We start from the raw sequence: 19,488 nt of genomic DNA on the forward strand, positions 1-19,488 counted from the left end.
AAAGGATATGGAGGAAAGATTCATGATACAATTGCCAGAAAGATTTGAAGAAAAGATGCAGTGCCTTCTGGGCTCTGAATTTGAGGAATATATCCGCTGTTACGAGGAGCCGCGTTATTATGGGCTTCGGGTTAATACACGAAAGATCTCTGTGGAGGACTTCCTGAAAATTGCACCATTTCCGCTGACACCGATCCCGTGGATTGAAAATGGATTTTATTATGACGGGGAGCAGGTCGCGCCGGCGAAACACCCCTACTATTTTGCAGGGCTGTATTATCTGCAGGAGCCCAGCGCGATGACACCGGCCAATCGGCTTCCTGTATCACCGGGAGAACGTGTGCTGGATGTATGTGCAGCCCCCGGCGGAAAAGCAACGGAACTTGGAGCAAAGCTTATGGGAGAAGGGGTACTGGTTGCCAATGATATCAGCAGTTCCCGTGCAAAGGGGCTTCTTAAGAATCTGGAAGTATTCGGCATCGGGAACATGCTGGTCCTCAGTGAAGAACCGGGTAAGCTGGAGAACTATTTTACCGGATATTTTGACAAGATTCTTATCGATGCTCCCTGCTCGGGAGAAGGGATGTTCCGCAAGGACAGGAAGATGGTAAAAGCCTGGGAAGAACATGGCCCATCCTTTTTTGCGAAACTCCAGCGAAGTATCATCACCCAGGCTGCACGCATGCTGAAGCCGGGAGGCATGATGCTGTATTCAACATGTACCTTCGATCCGGAAGAGAATGAAGGTACGATCATGCATCTTTTGAAGGAATATCCGGAATTTGAAATTCTTGAGATGAAAGGATATGAGGGCTTTGCAGAAGGAATCCCATCGGCAATAGACGGAGGGATTCCCAAACTGACGAAAACCGTACGCATTTTCCCGCACCGCATGAGAGGCGAGGGGCATTTCCTGGCACTTCTGCAAAAAGGACAGGCGGATACAGAACATGATGCCGATTATTATCCTTCCGCAAAGGGGGGCAGGAAAATTCCGGAAGAGCTTTCTGAATTTTTTGCGGATGTCGCATGGGATCTGAAGCCGGAACGCCTTGATATCCGCAATGAACGGGTTTATTACATGCCGGAGGATCTGCCTGATCTAAAGGGAATCCGTTTTCTGAGAAGCGGCCTTCTGCTTGGAGAACTAAAGAAAAAGCGTTTTGAGCCAAGCCAGGCGCTTGCCATGAATCTTTCGATGGAATCATATGCCCATACCTTGGATCTAAAAGCGGAAGATACACGTGTACAGCGTTATCTGAAAGGTGAGACCATCGACGTAGATGATCTTGTTTCTTCCCGGGCAAAGGGATGGCATCTTGTCTGTGTGGACGGATATCCGCTTGGATGGGGCAAGCTTGCAGGAGGAACACTGAAGAATAAATATCTGCCAGGATGGAGGAATCAGTCTGCATGATCCGGTTAGACAAATACCTTGCCGACATGGGTATGGGTACACGAAGTGAGATTAAGAAAGCAATTCGTCAGGGAATGGTAAAAGTCGATGACGTGACGGTGAAAAAACCGGAACTGAAGGTTGATGCCGATACGCAGAAAATCGCGGTGAACGGAAAAAAAGTTGTGTATCGCCGGATGGAATATTACATGATGAACAAACCGGCCGGAGTGGTCTCTGCGACAAAAGATCCAAAAGAGAAAACCGTGCTTGATCTGTTCAAAGGACAGCGGAGAAAGGATCTCTTTCCCGTAGGAAGACTGGACAAGGATACGGTAGGACTGCTTCTTGTCACCAACGACGGAGAACTGTCGCATCGCCTCCTGGCGCCCGGAAAACATGTCGATAAGATTTATTATGCAAAAATAGACGGAGAAGTTAATTCTGAAGATGCAGATGCATTTGCACAGGGAATAGATATAGGAGACGAGAAGCTGACCCTTCCGGCCAGACTTGAGATCCTGACTTCCGGGAAAGAATCCGAGATCCGTCTTACTATTCAGGAAGGACGTTTTCATCAGGTCAAAAGAATGTTCGAAGCTCGGGGCAAGAAGGTGATCTATCTGCGGCGAGAGTCCATGGGAACACTTGTACTGGATCCACAGCTCAGAGAAGGAGAGTATCGTCCATTGACCGAGGAGGAACTGAAGAAGTTATGTTAGAAGAAATGGAAGCCGTGATCTTTGACCTGGACGGAACATTGGTCGATTCCATGTGGGTCTGGGTCGAAATCGACAAAGAATATATTGAGAAATACCATCTTCGTGCGCCGGAGGATTTTTACGAACAGATGGAAGGAAAAAGTTTTACAGAGACAGCACAGTATTATCTGGATGTCTTTCCCGAACTTCCGCGCACGATCGAGGAAATAAAACAGGAATGGTATGAGATGGCACTGCATAAATATACGCATGAAGTCAGGCTGAAAGACGGTGCAAAGGAGTTCCTGCATGGAATCCACAAAAACCGGATCCGTACCGCCATAGCGACCAGCAATGACCGGAAACTGGTTCTGGCCACACTGAATGCTCTGGGAATCCAGAATGATATTGATGTAATCTGCACATCCTGTGAAGTGAAGAAGGGCAAACCGGCCCCGGACGTGTATCTGGCTGCTGCAAATAATCTTGGCATTGCGCCGGAGAAATGCCTGGTGTTTGAAGATGTACCGATGGGCATCCTTGCCGGGAAAAATGCCGGTATGAAGGTGTGTGCTGTAGAAGATGCATTTTCCAGCTGGCAGGAAGAGAAGAAACGGCAGCTTGCCGATTATTATATTCACAGCTATCATGATATAAAAAATCAAACATTCGAGGTATTATAAATGAGTCAGGGATTTTTACCAATTAACAGAAAGGAAATGCAGGACAGAGGATGGGATCAGGTTGATTTTGTCTATGTGTGCGGAGACGCTTACGTGGATCATCCCTCATTTGGTCATGCCATCATTACAAGGCTTCTGGAATCACACGGATACCGGGTTGCAATCCTGTCACAGCCGGACTGGAAAACGCCGGACAGCATTTGCGAATTCGGGGAACCGCGTCTGGCCTTTCTGGTTTCTGCGGGAAATATGGATTCCATGGTCAATCATTATACCGTTTCAAAAAAAAAGCGCCATCAGGATTCCTACACTCCCGGAGGCGTGATGGGAAAACGTCCCGATTATGCCGCTGTGGTTTATGGGAATTTGATCCGCCAGCGTTATAAAAAGACTCCGATTATTTTAGGGGGAATCGAAGCAAGCCTTCGAAGACTTGCCCACTACGATTACTGGTCAGACCGTCTGAAACGCTCCATCCTTCTGGATTCCGGAGCAGATCTGATTTCCTATGGAATGGGGGAACGCTCGATCATTGAGATTGCAGAGGCACTGGATGCCGGACTCGATGTCAAAGATCTGACCTATCTTGACGGAACTGTCTGCAAAGTGAAGAGTCTGGACAGCATTTATGATGCAGTCATGCTGGAATCCTACGAAGCAATGAAAGAAGACAAGCTTCTCTATGCCAAGAGTTTCTACACCCAGTATCAGAATACGGATCCCTATTCCGGCAAACGTCTGGTGGAACCTTATTCTGACCATCTTTATGTGGTTCAGAATCCACCGGCGAAACCACTTACCCAGCAGGAAATGGATGATGTGTACAGCCTTCCCTATATGAGAACGTATCATCCGTCCTATGAAAAATTCGGAGGAGTACCGGCGATCAGTGAAGTGAAATTCAGTCTGATCAGCAACAGAGGCTGTTTCGGCGGCTGCAATTTCTGCGCACTGACTTTCCATCAGGGTCGTATCATTCAGACAAGAAGCCATGAATCTTTAATTGAAGAAGCAAAGGGATTTACAGAAGACCCGGATTTCAAAGGCTACATTCACGATGTAGGTGGACCAACTGCAAATTTCCGTGCACCCGCCTGCAAGAAGCAATTAAAATACGGCGCCTGTCCGAACAAACAGTGTCTGTTCCCGGCCCCTTGTAAAAACCTGATTGCCGATCATACAGACTATACGGCTCTGTTAAGGAAATTAAGAGAACTGCCGAAGGTGAAAAAAGTTTTCATTCGTTCTGGAATCCGGTTTGATTATCTTCTGGCGGATCCGGACGACACGTTCTTCCGGGAACTCTGTCAATATCATGTCAGCGGTCAGCTGAAAGTCGCACCGGAACACGTATCGGATGATGTTTTGAAGATGATGGGCAAGCCGGAACATGCCGTATATGAAAAATTCACAAAAAAATATGAGAAGCTGAATCAGAAAATGGGATTGAAGCAGTATCTGGTTCCCTATCTGATGTCTTCGCACCCAGGATCTACACTTAAAGATGCAGTATGTCTTGCAGAATATCTGAGAGATCTTGGGTATATGCCCGAACAAGTACAGGATTTCTATCCGACACCGTCCACGATTTCTACATGCATGTACTATACTGGTGTAGACCCGCGTACCATGAAGCCGGTCTATGTGCCAAAGAATCCGCATGAAAAAGCGATGCAGCGGGCATTGATCCAGTATCGTAACCCTCAGAATTACGATCTGGTCATGGAAGCACTGAAGAAGACAGGACGTATGGATCTGGTCGGATTCGGAGAAAAATGTCTGATTCGTCCCAGAAAACTGCGTTCTGAAAAACAGAATACAGAATCAAAGAAAAAGAAAGATTCAAAGAAAAATACGGATATGAAAAAGAAAATCGTTCCCACAAAGAAATCAAACGTAAGAAAGAAGAGGTGATACGATGAAGATAGCAATTGTAACCGGAGCATCTTCCGGGCTCGGCCGTGAATTTGTCAGACAGATTACACGTCTCTATAAGAATCTGGATGAGATCTGGGTGGTTGCGCGAAGAGCCGAAAGGCTGGAAGAACTGAAAGAAAAGCTTCCAGTGTATATCCGTGTCTTTGCAGGAGATATGGAAGAGGATCTAATTTACAAGCAGGTGCTGAACCGCCTGGAAAATCAGAATCCGGATGTCCGAATGCTGGTAAATGCAGCCGGATTCGGGAAAATGGGAACGATCGAAGAGATTGCAGCCGAAGATAAAAAACTGCAGCTCCGCATGATCGATCTGAATTGCCGGGGACTTACCGAGATGACTCTGACTTGCCTTCCTTACATGTCAAAAGGGAGCCGGATCATAAATGTGGCCAGTGCTGCTGCGTTCTGCCCACAGAGCGGATTCGCGGTATATGCAGCCACAAAATCCTATGTACTCAGCTTTTCCAAAGGGCTTGGTGCCGAAGTCAGAAAGAAAGGAATTATTGTCACAGCTGTCTGTCCGGGACCGGTAGATACCGAATTCTTTGATGTAGCAGGGACCAATAACAGTCTGATGAAAAAAAAGGTTCTCAGTGATGCACCTTCCGTAGTGAGAAAGGCTCTTATCGATGCCAGAAACCGCAAATCTATGTCTGTCTACGGAATCCCGATGAAAGCGGCACAGGCTGCGGCCAAGCTGCTTCCGGATCACATGATTCTGGCAGCGATGGAAAAACTCGGATAACTTCACAATGAATCAATGATATAAAAAGTAAGGCGGGATAACAAATGAAAATACATAAGGGAGAAGCAGGATATCTGAAAAAAAGAAAAGTTCAGCTTATGATCGAGCTGATTCTGGAGGCATCTTTGATCGGAGGGCTTCTTATTGCCGGATATCTTCTGAACCATACAAGACTGAATATATTTACACTGGTAGCCATCCTTGCATGCTTACCGGCATGCAGAGCACTGGTCAATCTGATCATGCTCCTTCCGCACCATTCCATGGATGAGGCGACAGAGCTTGAGATTTCCGGTGTGACGGAATACCTGACGATGCTCTATGACCTGGTCATCACCAGTGAACGAAAAGCGATGCCGGTTGATGCAATTGCCATTTCAGGTAAAACGATCTGTGGATATGCCCGAAACAAAAAAGTCGATACGAATTACTGCGCAAGGCATATCAAGTCCATACTTGCACAGAATAAAATTGAGAAAGTAACCGTTAAGATTTTCCATGATTATGTTGCTTTTCTTAGCAGAGCTGAAGGAATGAATAACATTGCCGCAGTTGAACGCGCAGATCAGCAGCGTCTGGAAGATGATATCAAGCAGATTATAATGGATATTTCTCTGTAGAAGGAGACCGTCATGCAGAAAATCATCGTTTCACCAAACGAGGCCGGACAACGTCTTGACAAATTACTGGCCAAACACTTAAGCGAAGCTCCAAAAAGCTTTTTCTATAAAATGCTTCGGAAGAAAAATATTAAATTAAATGGAGCAAGAGCTCAGGGAAATGAAAAACTGAAAGCCGGAGATGAGATCACACTCTTTCTTGCGGAAGAAACCATACAAAAATTTTCAGGCAAAAAAGAGACGATTCAGAATGAATTTCTGCGTCTGAAAGAGCAAAAAACTCCATTTCAGGTTCTGTACGAGGATTCAGAGGTTCTTCTTGTCGGCAAACCTTCCGGGATGCTTTCTCAGAAAGCAAAACCACAGGATATTTCACTCAACGAATATGTGATTGCGTACATGCTCAAAAGCGGATCGCTCTCCTTAGAAGAACTAAAAAGCTTTAAGCCCGGTATCTGTAACCGTCTGGATCGGAATACAAGCGGCCTGGTCGCTGCGGGAAAGACACTTCGCGCTTTGCAGCAGCTTGGGGAAATGTTTCGCTTAAGAACGATGAAAAAGTACTATCTTACCATTGTAAACGGTGAACTTACCAAAGAAACACATATCCACGGATGGCTGGTGAAAGACGAACAGACCAATAAGGTAAGAATCAGTCAGACAGAAGAGCCCCGGATGCAGGAAATTGAGACGGCTTATCGTCCCCTTGCCTCAAACGGCAGACAGACACTTCTTGAAGTACATTTGATCACCGGAAGGACCCATCAGATCCGTGCACACCTTGCATCTATCGGGCATGCAGTGATTGGAGACTATAAATACGGTTCGTTCGGAGTCAATTCTTATTTCAAAAAGAGCTATCACTTAGAAGCACAACTCCTTCACGCATGGAAGATGGAGTTCCCGATCTGCGATGGAGCCCTTTCGGGATTATCCGGCAAAACAGTGACTGCTCCGATTCCTGAAATGATGGAACAGATTATAAAAGGAGAACATCTGGCATGGCAACCTGGAATTCAAGAGGACTGCGCGGTTCAACGCTAGAAGATTTTATTAACCGTACCAATGAACGCTATCTGGATCAGGGGCTTGCCCTGATCCAGAAGATTCCCACACCGATCACACCGGTACGAATGGACAAAGAAAACCGTCATATCACGCTGGCGTATTTCGACCAGCGCAGTACCGTAGATTATATCGGAGCTGTACAGGGGATTCCTGTCTGCTTCGATGCCAAGGAATGTAATACCGATACCTTTCCGCTTCACAATATCCATGAGCATCAGGTCACATTCATGGAAAATTTTGAGAAACAGGACGGAATTTCCTTTATCATAATTTATTACAGTGCCAAAAACGAACTCTATTACATGCGCTTTCAGGAACTGAAACATTTCTGGATGCGAGGACAGGAGGGTGGTCGAAAAAGTGTGAGGCAAGAAGAACTGAATCCTGCATTTTTCATGCAGTTAAAAGGCGGAATCTATGTTCCGTATCTGGAAATGATACAAAAAGACCTGGATTTACGAGAAGATACACCTTGACAATTAGTGGGAAAATCCTTATAATACAACAAGGCTTTGTTTAACGTGGTAGCACGCTAAAGTGAACGAACACATCATGCCTATGGCATATCTGAAGAAAGAATAAAATCAGAACATAAAAAGGAGTTATCAATTTATGAAGCAGTTATTACATACCCCGGAGGGCGTCAGAGACATTTATAAGGATGAGTGTGCCAGAAAGCTTGCGCTGACAAACCGCCTCCATAAAGTACTCCATTTATACGGATATCATGATATTCAGACACCTACATTTGAATTTTTTGACGTATTCCGCAAAGAGATCGGAACGATTCCTTCAAAGGAATTATATAAATTTTTTGACCGGGAGGGGAACACACTTGTACTAAGACCGGATATGACACCGCAGATTGCGCGAGTTGCCGCAACCCTTCTCGGAGAACATGAATTCCCGGCACGCCTATGCTATGTCGGAAATACTTTTATCAATCATTCCAGCTACCAAGGAAGATTGCGGGAAAGCACCCAGATCGGAGCTGAATTTCTGGGGCTTGACAGCGTAGATGCCGATGCCGAAATGCTCGCATTGGTGGTGGACTGCCTGAAAAAGGCAGGGCTCGAGGAATTCCAGATCAATGTCGGAAATGTCGACTTCTTCCAAAGTCTGATGGAAGACGCACACGTGGATGAAGAAACCGAAATACGCCTACGGGAGCTGATCGCAAACCGGAATTATTTCGGAATGGACGAATTGCTGACAGAAGCAGAGGTAAAGCGCAGCACCCGGGAAGCGCTTTCCGCCCTTTCCGAGCTTGTAGGCGGCGTGGAAATCCTGGAACAGGCAAAACGGATCGCACCGAGTTCCAAAGCACTCAAGGCAGTCAAGCGTCTGGAAGCTATCTATGAAGTACTGAAAGCTTACAATGTATCTGATTATATCAGTTTTGACCTGAGTATGTGTGGAACATACGGATACTATACCGGAATCATTTTCCGCGGCTATACATTCGGAACAGGCGATGCCATCGTAAAAGGAGGACGTTACGATCAACTGGTAGAAAAATTTGGAAGGTCCATGCCGTCGATCGGATTTGCCATCGTGATCGATGATCTGATGAACGCACTGCAGCGCCAGAAGATCCGGATTCCTCATGGTCAGAAGAATACGCTCATCATTTACGATGAAGGACGGCAGAAAGATGCTGTACTGCTGGCGCGCGAATTCCGAAGCAAAGATAAAAACACAGAATTACTGATGAAAGAAGAGGACCGTTCGGTCGAGTTCTATATCGACTACGGTAAACGAACGCTTGCTGGAGGACTTTTGTATCTTCAAAATACCAGTCAGATACGAATGTTCAATCTTCAGACCGGTGAACAGAAAATAATAAAAAGTAGGGATTAACGATGAAGGACATGAGATATTTAACATTTGCCCTCTGTAAGGGACGACTTGCAAGACAGACGCTGGAACTGTTAGAGCAGATGGGAATTACCTGTGACGAGATGAAGGATAAAGATTCCCGGAAACTGATTTTTGTAAACGAAGAACTGAAACTGAAATTCTTTTTATCAAAAGGGCCGGATGTGCCAACCTATGTAGAATATGGTGCGGCAGATATCGGTGTTGTCGGAAAGGACACCATTCTGGAAGCCGGCAGAAAAGTGCATGAAGTACTGGATCTCGGATTCGGGAAATGCCGGATGTGTGTGTGCGGTCCTGCCGAAGCCAGATCTTGCCTGGATAACCACGAACTGATCCGGGTTGCAACGAAATACCCGGCGATTGCAAAGGACTATTTCTACAACACCCGACATCAGACTGTGGAGATCATCAAGCTCAACGGTTCTATTGAACTGGCACCAATCGTCGGACTTTCCGAAGTAATCGTTGACATCGTGGAAACCGGATCTACTCTGCGTGAAAACGGTCTGACGGTGTTGGAAGAGGTTTGTCCGCTTTCTGCGCGTATGATCGTCAATCCGGTCAGTATGCGTCTGGAGAACAAACGAATCAAAGAACTTCTGATGAATATGCGTACGATTTTGAAAGGAGAAGAATAGACGATGAGAATACAAAAGCTGAATAAAGATACGAAACAGAATCTTCTTGAGGATCTTCTGAAAAGAAGTCCGAACAGCTATGGACAGTATGAAGCAAGCGTACAGTCCATTCTGAACGAAGTGAAAGAGAAAAAAGACGAAGCTGTGTTTGCTTTTACCAGAAAATTCGACGGAGCTGAGATTTCAGCGGACAACATTCTGGTGACCGAAGCAGAGATCGAAGAGGCCTATCAGGAAGTGGATGCTTCCCTGCTGGATGTGATCCGCAAAGCCCGTAACAACATTGAAAATTTCCATGCAAAACAGCGTCAGAACAGCTGGTTCGACAGCAAACCGGATGGAACCATCCTTGGACAGAAAGTCACACCGCTTCAGAGAGTCGGAGTCTATGTACCGGGCGGAAAAGCAGTCTACCCGTCTTCCGTACTTATGAACGTCATGCCTGCAAAGGTTGCCGGTGTGGATGAGATCATTATGGTTACACCACCAGGTAAAGAAGGAAAGATCAGTCCCAATACGCTGGTTGCGGCAAAAGAAGCAGGAGTCGATAAAATCTATAAAGTAGGCGGGGCACAGGCAATCGGAGCCCTTGCGTACGGAACGGAATCCATTCCAAAAGTAGATAAGATCGTGGGCCCGGGAAATATTTATGTGGCACTTGCAAAGAAGGCGGTCTATGGACATGTAAGCATCGATTCCATCGCCGGCCCAAGCGAGATTCTGGTGATTGCCGATGAAACTGCAAATCCAAGATATGTAGCCGCAGACCTGTTGTCTCAGGCGGAACATGATGAACTGGCTTCTGCGATCCTGGTTACTACAAGCGAGGAACTTGCAAAAGCTGTTTCCAACGAAGTGGACGGATTCCTGAAAGTTCTTTCCCGGTCTGAGATCATTGCAAAATCTCTCGACAACTATGGTTATATTCTGATTGCAGATACGATGGATGATGTGATCGATGTGGCAAATGAGATCGCTTCCGAACATTTGGAGATCCAGACTAAGAATCCATTTGAAGTGATGACTAAGATTCGTAATGCGGGAGCGATTTTCATCGGAGAATACGCAAGCGAACCTCTTGGAGATTATTTTGCGGGGCCAAACCATATCCTGCCGACCAACGGAACGGCCAAATTCTTCTCACCGCTCTCCGTAGACGATTTTGTGAAGAAGTCCAGTATTATTTCTTACTCCAAAGATGCCCTTTCCAGGGTTCACAAAGATATCGAAGCCTTTGCAAAAGCAGAACAGCTTACCGCACATGCCAATTCCGTACATGTTCGTTTTGAAAATGAGGAGGAATAGAATATGCCGGATCGAAGTGCAATAGTTGAAAGAATTACAAAAGAAACACAGATTACCGTCGAGCTGAATCTGGACGGACAGGGTATGACTGATATTTCCACCGGAATCGGTTTCTTCGATCATATGCTTTCCGGTTTTGCCCGTCACGGACTTTTCGACTTGAAAGTCAAAGTAAACGGGGACCTTGATGTGGATTGTCATCATACCATTGAAGATACCGGAATTGTGCTCGGACAGGCGATTCAGAAAGCCCTTGGTGAGAAAAAAGGTATCAAACGCTATGGGCATTTTCTGCTTCCGATGGATGAGACCCTGGCTCTGTGCGCCATTGACCTGTCCGGCAGACCTTATCTGAATTATGATGCGTCCTTTACTACCGAGCGGATCGGAGAGATGGATACAGAGATGATACGTGAATTCTTCTATGCCGTTTCCTACAGTGCAGCCATGAACCTCCATTTGAAAATACTGGATGGCATCAACAATCATCACATGGCCGAAGCTTTATTCAAAGCATTTGGAAAAGCACTGGATATGGCTGTCATGGAAGAACCCCGGATGAAAGATGTATGGTCAACGAAGGGGACCTTATAAGAAACGACGAAAAAAGGAGTACAACATGAGTTATAAAAGATTAATTCCCTGTATTTTCATCAATAAAGGGAAAGCTGTAAAATGGTTTGACAATATGGAAATCGTATCCGATGATGTAGTAGCCCTGGCGAAGGAGTACAACGATCACGGTGCGGATGAACTTCTTGTGTTCGACCTTTCCAACTCCGATGACGATCACGACGAGTCCATCGATCTGATGAAAAAAATCAACCGTGTTATCCAGATCCCGATGGTTGCAGGGGGAAATATCAGACGACAGGAAGATGTAAAGAAAATTCTCTATGCAGGTGCCAAACGCGCCATGCTGAATTTCTCCAAACCGGATGCCGGAAAACTGATGGAAGAGGTTTCCAAACGTTTTGGAAAAGATAAAATCGCAGTGTCTTTAAATGATTTTGATGCACTTTTTAAACAGCAGCATACCATTCAAAACTACAGCAGCGAGATCATTTTCATGCACAGACTGGATCTGGATTCGGTCATGAATATCACGGATATACCATGTGTTGTGGTTACCGATACACTGGAAGAACCGGAGCTTCTTAAAATTCTGAAATGTCCGGGTGTCAAGGGACTCTCCGGACGCTATGTAAGCCAGAAAGGAATGGATTTCACCGCCTATAAGGAAACTTGCGCTAAGGAAGGAATTCGAATGACATCCTTCGAAAGCAAGATGGATTTCTCCGAATTCAAACTAAATTCGGATGGACTGCTTCCGGTTATCGTACAGCACTATAAGACATCTGAAGTATTGATGTTGGCATATATGAATCAGGAGGCGTTTGAACAGACTGTCAAATCCGGAAGGATGACCTATTTCAGCCGCAGCCGTCAATGCCTCTGGACGAAAGGAGAGACCTCCGGTCATTTCCAGTATGTTAAATCCCTCACCATTGACTGTGACAAGGATACCTTACTCGCAAAGGTGGATCAGGTAGGCGTAGCCTGCCATACCGGCAATCCGACCTGTTTCTTCCAGCCGGTGGTCGGAAGCGATTATGATGAGACCAATCCGCTGCAGGTATTCGAAAGTGTATATCAGACAATTCAGGACCGCAAGATTCATCCGAAAGAAGGTTCCTACACGAATTATCTTTTCGATAAAGGAATCGATAAGATCCTGAAAAAAGTAGGAGAGGAAGCAACCGAGATCGTGATTGCGGCCAAGAATCCGAATCCGGAAGAGATCAAGTACGAGATCTCCGATTTCCTTTATCATGCAATGGTTCTTATGGTAGAGCGCGGTGTAACCTGGGACGATATCGTAAGGGAACTTGCGGACAGATAAAGAGAAAAACGTGTCTCAATATCCCCACTAAAACCAAACTCATAGAAACCGACAGCCCGGCATATATTTTCTTAAGATATATGCCGGCTTATTTTTTTGCACGAAAAAGCATGCCTACCCTGATTGAAAGGAGCGATCCATCATGCCAAATACCCAAAAGCAAAGAGAAGAACTATTGCGTGCGGCCAGGGAAATGGGAATGAGCGGGAGTACTCCGGCTGTCCATCCCCGCTACCGTACACTTTACCACAGCCTTTATGGCGAAGAATCCGTACATACGCCGTCCGGAACACTGGGAACCCGGATTCTGCTGAGTCTGGTCCTTTTTGCAGTTTTCCTATCCGCGGACTACAGCAACCAGCACATATGGAAATTCTCCCAGACGGAGATTATGGAAGAAATTCAGGCACAGCCGGATTACAGAAGCTATGTCAATCAATTTCTGGATCTGCTTCCCTGAAATGGAATCAAAACCGGATTTAAAAACCAGCGTATGAATTGACTTTTTGGCTGTAAGAATTTATAGTATACACCAGAAATAAAAAAGGAGTCATATGAATAAAATGCTGATGATGAAAAAAAGGACTTATCATGGAGAGGATCTAAAGCTCTGGGCTATGTGGTCCATGCTGATAGACCATGCCGGTGCGGTACTGATTGAAAATACTTCCCTTTATCAGATTACCGGCTTTCGTATGCTGGCCGTAGCTTGCCGGCTGATCGGGCGGATCTCTTTTCCGCTCATCTGTTTCCTGCTGATCGAAGGGTTTTGCCACACCAAAGACCGCAGAAAATATCTGATGCGTATGGGCTGCTTTGCCCTGATTTCCGAAATCCCGTTCGATTTAGCCTTTTTCGGCAAATTAGATCTGCAAAGGCAGAATGTGTTCTTTACCCTTTTTACCGGAATCCTGCTGCTTTACGCGCTTGAGAAGGCGGAAACACTGGAGCATTCGCCTCTGATACGCAGTTTCATGATGGCAGCAGCCATCCTGGCGGGATGCGCGGCAGCCACGGCGGGCCGGTTTGATTATTCCTATATGGGGATCCTTCTGATCGCAGCCTTGTATTTGTTCCGGAAGGATCGTAAAAAACAGTGTATTGCCGGAGCTGTTCTCTCACTTTATGAATTAACGGCCGCTCTCGCATTCATTCTTGTCGGGAAATATAACGGTGAAAAGGGTGACGGCCGGCTTCCAAGAAATTGGTTTTATATATTTTATCCACTTCATTTACTGGTTCTGTCTGCAATTGTCTTTTTGTTAAAGATGTGATTCTTAAAAAAAATGATTCATTCTGTTTCATCTAGAGTTTTTTTACTCGATATGTTATACTGAATGATGTTACTAGCAGAGAATTAAGTGAAATATTACATTTAAGTGTGACAGGAATTAATATGTTAGTTTCGGAGATAAATGCAGAAATAGGAAATTATGCGGAAATAATAAATACTATGTCTAATTTATCTATATATTATAAGAGGGAAAATAATCTTACAACTTTAGTGCATATCATATGTAGGAATTCAAATGTACTATTGTGCATGAAATTTTACATTACAAATAAAAATAATCGCTCTTTCTCTGATTTTTATGACCAATATTTTCTTAGTCCTGCAAATGAATTGCATTATCGTTCTGGAAAAAAAATTTGAAGATCTGATAAAATATCATACGAAAGAAAACGGAAATAAGAAAATCATCTCAATCACTGTGGAAAAGGGGAAGGGAGAAATTCAGGCAATTGATGATGCTCTTTTTGAATATGAAGAAGTTATTTTCAATGATTTCCTTAATTCAATGATTTGTCATAGTTGATTGTTAGGATTAAAGCTTGCAAGCTAAATGCATAGGACATTTAGTTTGCAGGCTTTTCTCTTTTTCTGTGGTTTTACTTTATTTATTCTGAGAATTCATTGGAAAACAAACGTGCTATAATTTCTGTAGTAATTGTTTGGTGTGGAAACTACAATAAGTAGGGATGGGATGCATATTCCGCAAGAACTGCGCATCCGTTCCAGAGGAACGGAGCGCCATTCCGCTTCAAACAATGTTTCCATATTTTTGAATCTCCTTAACACCGCTTTCAATGGTCGGATAAGAGGTATCCGCTGCGGATGCAGGCAGAGCCAGGCTAATTTACAGGTGACAGTGTGTCCGTGGATTTATTGGGTTTAAAGAAAGAAGAGACAGGGGGAATGCTCCCTGGCCACTTACTTATAATTTAGTGATAGAATATTGTTTTTTTAAGCTAACTATTTTGTATATATTGATGTTTTGACATAAAAGAAACTTTATAGTACAATTTATTCTGACGTTGACTTTACGATTGTTAAATTGCGTAATTTGAGGTATATAATTTATGAAAAAGCTAGCATTAAGCGATGATATTTTATTAAAAGTAGATAAACCTGCCAGATACATCGGCAACGAAGTCAATTCTACAATCAAAGATTCCGAAAAAGTGGACATCCGCTTTGCCTTCTGTTTCCCTGAGGTCTACGAAATTGGAATGTCCCACCTCGGACTCCAGATCCTTTATGACATGTTCAATCGCCGTGATGACGTCTGGTGTGAGCGTGTCTTTTCGCCGTGGGTGGATCTGGACAAGATCATGCGTGAGGAACATATTCCGCTTTTCGCATTGGAATCTCAGGATCCTGTGAAAAAGTTCGATTTCCTTGGCTTCACACTCCAGTTTGAGATGTGCTATACGAACATTTTACAGGTGCTGGATCTTTCCGGGATCCCGCTTCACAGCAGTGATCGTACTCTGGATGATCCTTTTGTTATCGGAGGAGGCCCTTGTGCCTATAATCCGGAGCCGCTTGCAGATTTCTTCGACATGTTCTACATCGGAGAAGGAGAAGTGGTATATGACGAACTTTTTGATGCATATAAAAAATGGAAGGATTCCGGCAAAGACCGGACTGCATTTCTGGAGATGGCTGCGGAGATTGAGGGAATCTATGTGCCTTCTTTCTATCGTGCCGATTACAATCCGGATGGAACGATTGCAGCATTTACACCGGTAAATGCGCATGCGAAAGAAAAGATACGCCGCCAGGCCTTAGCGGATATGAGTACAACGACCTACCCGCTGAAGCCGATCGTACCATTTATCAAGGTGACACAGGATCGGGCGGTTCTTGAGATTCAGAGAGGCTGTATCCGTGGATGCCGTTTCTGTCAGGCGGGAATGGTGTATCGGCCGACGAGACCGCGGGATATCAATATGCTGAAGGAGACCGCAAGAGCGATGCTCCGGAATACGGGACATGAAGAAATTACTTTAAGTTCGTTGAGTTCCAGTGATTACAATGAATTAGAAGAGATCGTGAATTTTCTGATCGATGAATTTCACGGGCAGGGTGTAAATATTTCCCTTCCTTCGCTTCGAATTGATGCTTTTTCTCTGGACGTCATGAGCAAGATCCAGGATATCCGTAAGAGCAGTCTTACGTTTGCCCCGGAAGCCGGTACGCAGCGGATGCGAAATGTGATCAATAAAGGTCTTACGGAAGAAGAAATTCTGGAAGGAGCGGGACAGGCCTTTGAAGGCGGCTGGAATAAGGTGAAGCTTTATTTCATGCTGGGGCTGCCCACCGAGACAGAGGAAGATATGGAAGGAATCGCGGTCCTTTCTGATAAAGTTGCCCGCAGATATTACGAGATTCCGAAGGAACAGCGCAATGGGAAATGCCAGATCACGGCCAGCAGTTCGTTCTTTGTACCAAAACCGTTTTCTCCGCTTCAGTGGGCTCAGATGTGTCCTGCCGACGAATATGTTCGCCGAGCTGGAATCGTTCAGGAAGCGATGCGCAACCAGCTGAACCGGAAAAGCCTGCGCTATAACTGGCACACGGCTGAGCTCACGGTGCTGGAAGGCGTATTTGCCCGCGGGGACCGGAAGATGGGCACGGTTCTGGAAGAGGCCTACCGTCTTGGATGTATTTACGATTCCTGGAATGAACATTTCCGCTATGATCTGTGGATGCAGGCGTTTGAAAATACAGGAATCGATCCGGATTTCTACAATCTGCGTAAACGGGAAGCGGACGAGATCTTCCCATGGGATTTTATCGATTGTGGCGTGACCAAGTCCTTCCTCAGAAAAGAGTGGGAGAGAGCCATGAACGGGGAAGTGACCCCGAACTGCCGCAGACAGTGTTCCGGCTGCGGCGCTGCAAGCTATGGAGGAGGTGTCTGCTATGAAGGCAAGAATTAAATTCCGCAAAAACGGTGTCATGAAATTCATCGGACATCTGGACATTATGCGCTATTTTCAGAAAGCGATCCGCCGTGCACAGATACCGATCGCATTTACCGGAGGCTACAGTCCGCATATGATCATGTCCTTTGCAAATCCGCTCGGCGTCGGTCTTACAAGTGACGGAGAATACTTTGACATCGAGCTCACCGAACCGATCGCCAGCAAAGAAGCCATCCGCCGTCTGAATGAGCAGATGGTAGAAGGTATGGAAGTGACCGGCTTTGTGGAAATTCCGGATGACAAGAAAAGCAAAGGGATGACGATCGTTGCCGGGGCAGACTACCTTTCAATAGTAAAAAAAGGCGTTCTTCCGGAAGGATGGCAGAAGCATCTCGAACACTTTTATGCGCAGGATGAAATCTTTATCCTTAAAACAACAAAGAAAAGCGAAAAGGAAGTCAACATACGTCCCGTCATTTATGATCTTCATCCTCAGGGTGAAGGAATCTACATGCGGGTTGCGGCCGGAAGTGTGCAGAATCTGAAACCGGAACCTGTTCTGGAAGCCTTCCTTGAATATATGAATATGCTCGGTGAAGAAACGGATGGAATTGAATTTGCCCATCATCGGCTGGAAACGCTGGCCAATACCGGAAGTGAAGAATATCCGGACTTTGTGCCGCTTTCTGCTCTTGGAACGGAGATTATCTGACCAATGGAACGAAAATTATTGATAACCGAATGTCGGGGACACATCCTGACCGCACTTCAGGAGGACGGGAAAATTGCAGAATTGCATTACAGTCCCTTACGTGATACAAAAGCATGCAGAATCGGTGAGGTCTATATCGGAAAAGTCCGGAAGATTCTTCCGAATATCAACGGTGCATTTATCGAAATAAAAAATGGTGTAGAGTGCTACTATTCACTCGAAGAAAAAGCAGAGCCGTATTTTACGGACAAACATGGCAAAAAGAACCTGAATGTGGGAGATGAGCTTCTGGTTCAGGTGCGCAAAGAGGCAGTCAAGACAAAGCAGCCTACGGTGAGCGGCGATCTGAATTTTGTCGGGAAATATGTAATCCTCAGTTCCGGGAACCGTCAGATCGGCGTTTCCGCAAAGCTTTCCCGGGATCAGAGAGAACGGCTGCTTGCACTTGGTCAATCATTTGCCGACAAGGATTATGGAATGATTTTTAGAACCAATGCCGGCGAGGCACCGGATGACAGGATTCTTGCGGAAATACAGATGCTGGAAGAAGAGTTTCACCGCGTTCTTACATATGGTAAAAACCGTACCTGTTTCAGTTGTGTTTCCCATGTGCCGGATGATTGGCTTTTATCGCTTAAGAATCTTTATCGGCAGGGGCTTACGGAAATCCTTGTCGATGCCGTTGCCCAAAATGGACTGCTTTACAATAAGACAGAAGCATTTCTTACGCAGGAACAGCCGGAAGACCTGAAGCTTCTTCGCGCGTATACGGATGCGTCCTATCCACTATGCAAGTGTTACAGTCTCGAGAAAGTGACTGATGACGCGCTTTCGGAAAAAGTATGGATGCCCTCCGGAGCCTATCTGGTGATCCAGCCAACGGAGGCACTTACTGTGATCGATGTGAATTCCGGGAAATGCCTGAAAAAGAAAAAACTATTTGCAGACATCAACCGGGAGGCTGCAAAAGAAGCCGCAAGACAGATCCGGCTTCGCAATCTGTCCGGTATCATTCTCATTGATTTCATCAACATGGACACGGAAGCGGAAAAAAATGAATTATTACACGAACTGCAGATGCTCCTTTCCATGGATCCGAATCCCGGTCATGTAGTGGAAATGACTAAACTGCAGCTCGTTGAGATTACACGAAAAAAAATCAGGAAAACACTGAAGGAGAGTTTATATGGCTAAGAAAGAAATAAAAACGAATGCGATGCGTATTCTGGACCGAATGAAGATTCCATATAAGTTCCAGGCGTATGAGTGTGATGAATTTACAGACGGGATCGAGACGGCGGACAAACTGAATCTTCCCCATGAACAGGTATATAAAACCATCGTCACGACCGGCAAAAGCGGACAGCATTATGTCTTCGTACTTCCAATCGAGAAGGAAATTGACTTTAAAAAAGCGGCCAAAACCGTTGGCGAAAAATCTCTAGAAATGTTACATTTAAAAGAGCTGACACCCCTGACCGGCTATGTCAGAGGCGGATGCACCGCAATCGGTATGAAGAAACAGTTTCCAGTTGTTATAGATGAAACGGCATGTGCTTTTGAGGAAATTTATGTAAGTGCAGGCCGGATCGGTGCACAGCTCACCCTTGCGCCGGAAGGATTAAGAAAAGCGGCAAATGCAAAATTTGCAGATGTCATTCATACATAAGAGGAAAAGGAGGAAAC

The 19,488-nt window shown here is 45.4% G+C and carries 19 protein-coding genes; all 19 read left to right on the forward strand.

The window, feature by feature from the left end:
• Positions 1-25 precede the first annotated feature (25 nt).
• The 19 genes from ACTNA4_RS03200 to ybaK all read left to right on the forward strand — a co-directional run bounded on the left by ACTNA4_RS03200 (position 26) and on the right by ybaK (position 19,471).
• The gene (locus tag ACTNA4_RS03200) at positions 26-1,417 is read left to right on the forward strand and encodes an RsmF rRNA methyltransferase first C-terminal domain-containing protein (protein WP_441028582.1); all 1,392 of its coding nucleotides are present in this window, start codon (positions 26-28) and stop codon (positions 1,415-1,417) included.
• Positions 1,414-2,118 carry a pseudouridine synthase gene (locus tag ACTNA4_RS03205; protein WP_441028500.1) on the forward strand — a complete coding sequence of 235 codons (705 nt, stop codon included), beginning with the start codon at positions 1,414-1,416 and terminating at the stop codon, positions 2,116-2,118. The genes ACTNA4_RS03200 and ACTNA4_RS03205 overlap by 4 nt, the downstream gene beginning before the upstream one ends.
• Positions 2,112-2,780 (forward strand): HAD family hydrolase, encoded by a 669-nt coding sequence (locus ACTNA4_RS03210; RefSeq protein ID WP_427806588.1) that lies wholly within the window; start codon positions 2,112-2,114, stop codon positions 2,778-2,780. The genes ACTNA4_RS03205 and ACTNA4_RS03210 overlap by 7 nt, the downstream gene beginning before the upstream one ends.
• Positions 2,781-4,694 (forward strand): YgiQ family radical SAM protein, encoded by a 1,914-nt coding sequence (locus ACTNA4_RS03215; protein ID WP_441028502.1) that lies wholly within the window; start codon positions 2,781-2,783, stop codon positions 4,692-4,694.
• 4 nt (positions 4,695-4,698) lie between these two features.
• Entirely contained in the window at positions 4,699-5,463 is a 765-nt protein-coding gene (locus tag ACTNA4_RS03220) for an SDR family NAD(P)-dependent oxidoreductase (protein ID WP_427820531.1), read from the forward strand.
• A 44-nt stretch (positions 5,464-5,507) separates the two neighbouring features.
• Entirely contained in the window at positions 5,508-6,083 is a 576-nt protein-coding gene (locus tag ACTNA4_RS03225) for a hypothetical protein (RefSeq protein WP_427806592.1), read from the forward strand.
• A 12-nt stretch (positions 6,084-6,095) separates the two neighbouring features.
• Positions 6,096-7,127, forward strand: a complete 1,032-nt coding sequence (locus ACTNA4_RS03230; RefSeq protein ID WP_427820532.1) for an RluA family pseudouridine synthase — start codon at positions 6,096-6,098, stop codon at positions 7,125-7,127.
• Positions 7,085-7,627, forward strand: coding sequence for a Holliday junction resolvase RecU (locus ACTNA4_RS03235; RefSeq protein ID WP_427806594.1), 543 nt, complete (start codon positions 7,085-7,087; stop codon positions 7,625-7,627). The genes ACTNA4_RS03230 and ACTNA4_RS03235 overlap by 43 nt, the downstream gene beginning before the upstream one ends.
• A gap of 136 nt (positions 7,628-7,763) precedes the next feature.
• Positions 7,764-9,011, forward strand: a complete 1,248-nt coding sequence (hisZ, locus tag ACTNA4_RS03240; protein ID WP_441017091.1) for an ATP phosphoribosyltransferase regulatory subunit — start codon at positions 7,764-7,766, stop codon at positions 9,009-9,011.
• Positions 9,012-9,022: 11 nt separating this feature from the next.
• A complete protein-coding gene (gene hisG, locus ACTNA4_RS03245) occupies positions 9,023-9,670 on the forward strand; it encodes an ATP phosphoribosyltransferase (protein ID WP_427806597.1) in 648 nt (215 codons plus the stop codon).
• A gap of 3 nt (positions 9,671-9,673) precedes the next feature.
• A complete protein-coding gene (gene hisD, locus ACTNA4_RS03250; protein WP_427806598.1) occupies positions 9,674-10,975 on the forward strand; it encodes a histidinol dehydrogenase in 1,302 nt (433 codons plus the stop codon).
• Positions 10,976-10,978: 3 nt separating this feature from the next.
• Positions 10,979-11,569 (forward strand): imidazoleglycerol-phosphate dehydratase HisB, encoded by a 591-nt coding sequence (gene hisB, locus ACTNA4_RS03255; RefSeq protein WP_427820534.1) that lies wholly within the window; start codon positions 10,979-10,981, stop codon positions 11,567-11,569.
• A gap of 25 nt (positions 11,570-11,594) precedes the next feature.
• Complete coding sequence (gene hisIE / locus ACTNA4_RS03260; protein WP_441028504.1) at positions 11,595-12,878, forward strand: bifunctional phosphoribosyl-AMP cyclohydrolase/phosphoribosyl-ATP diphosphatase HisIE; 1,284 nt, start codon at positions 11,595-11,597, stop codon at positions 12,876-12,878.
• 142 nt (positions 12,879-13,020) lie between these two features.
• Positions 13,021-13,338 carry a hypothetical protein gene (locus ACTNA4_RS03265; protein WP_441028506.1) on the forward strand — a complete coding sequence of 106 codons (318 nt, stop codon included), beginning with the start codon at positions 13,021-13,023 and terminating at the stop codon, positions 13,336-13,338.
• Positions 13,339-13,432: 94 nt separating this feature from the next.
• Positions 13,433-14,152: a TraX family protein gene (locus tag ACTNA4_RS03270; protein ID WP_441028508.1), complete on the forward strand. Its 720-nt coding sequence runs from the start codon at positions 13,433-13,435 to the stop codon at positions 14,150-14,152.
• Between the two features lie 1,087 nt (positions 14,153-15,239).
• Positions 15,240-17,105, forward strand: a complete 1,866-nt coding sequence (locus tag ACTNA4_RS03275) for a TIGR03960 family B12-binding radical SAM protein (RefSeq protein ID WP_441028510.1) — start codon at positions 15,240-15,242, stop codon at positions 17,103-17,105.
• Positions 17,089-17,802 carry a TIGR03936 family radical SAM-associated protein gene (locus ACTNA4_RS03280; RefSeq protein WP_441028512.1) on the forward strand — a complete coding sequence of 238 codons (714 nt, stop codon included), beginning with the start codon at positions 17,089-17,091 and terminating at the stop codon, positions 17,800-17,802. Before ACTNA4_RS03275 ends, ACTNA4_RS03280 begins: the two co-directional genes overlap by 17 nt.
• A 3-nt stretch (positions 17,803-17,805) precedes the next feature.
• On the forward strand, positions 17,806-18,996 hold the full coding sequence (locus ACTNA4_RS03285; RefSeq protein ID WP_441028514.1) for a ribonuclease E/G: 1,191 nt from the start codon (positions 17,806-17,808) through the stop codon (positions 18,994-18,996).
• On the forward strand, positions 18,989-19,471 hold the full coding sequence (ybaK, locus tag ACTNA4_RS03290; RefSeq protein WP_427805700.1) for a Cys-tRNA(Pro) deacylase: 483 nt from the start codon (positions 18,989-18,991) through the stop codon (positions 19,469-19,471). Before ACTNA4_RS03285 ends, ybaK begins: the two co-directional genes overlap by 8 nt.
• Positions 19,472-19,488: the final 17 nt, after the last annotated feature.

Origin of the sequence: Bariatricus sp. HCP28S3_A7 (assembly GCF_052066375.1) — a bacterium.
Taxonomy (GTDB): Bacteria; Bacillota; Clostridia; order Lachnospirales; family Lachnospiraceae; genus Allocoprococcus.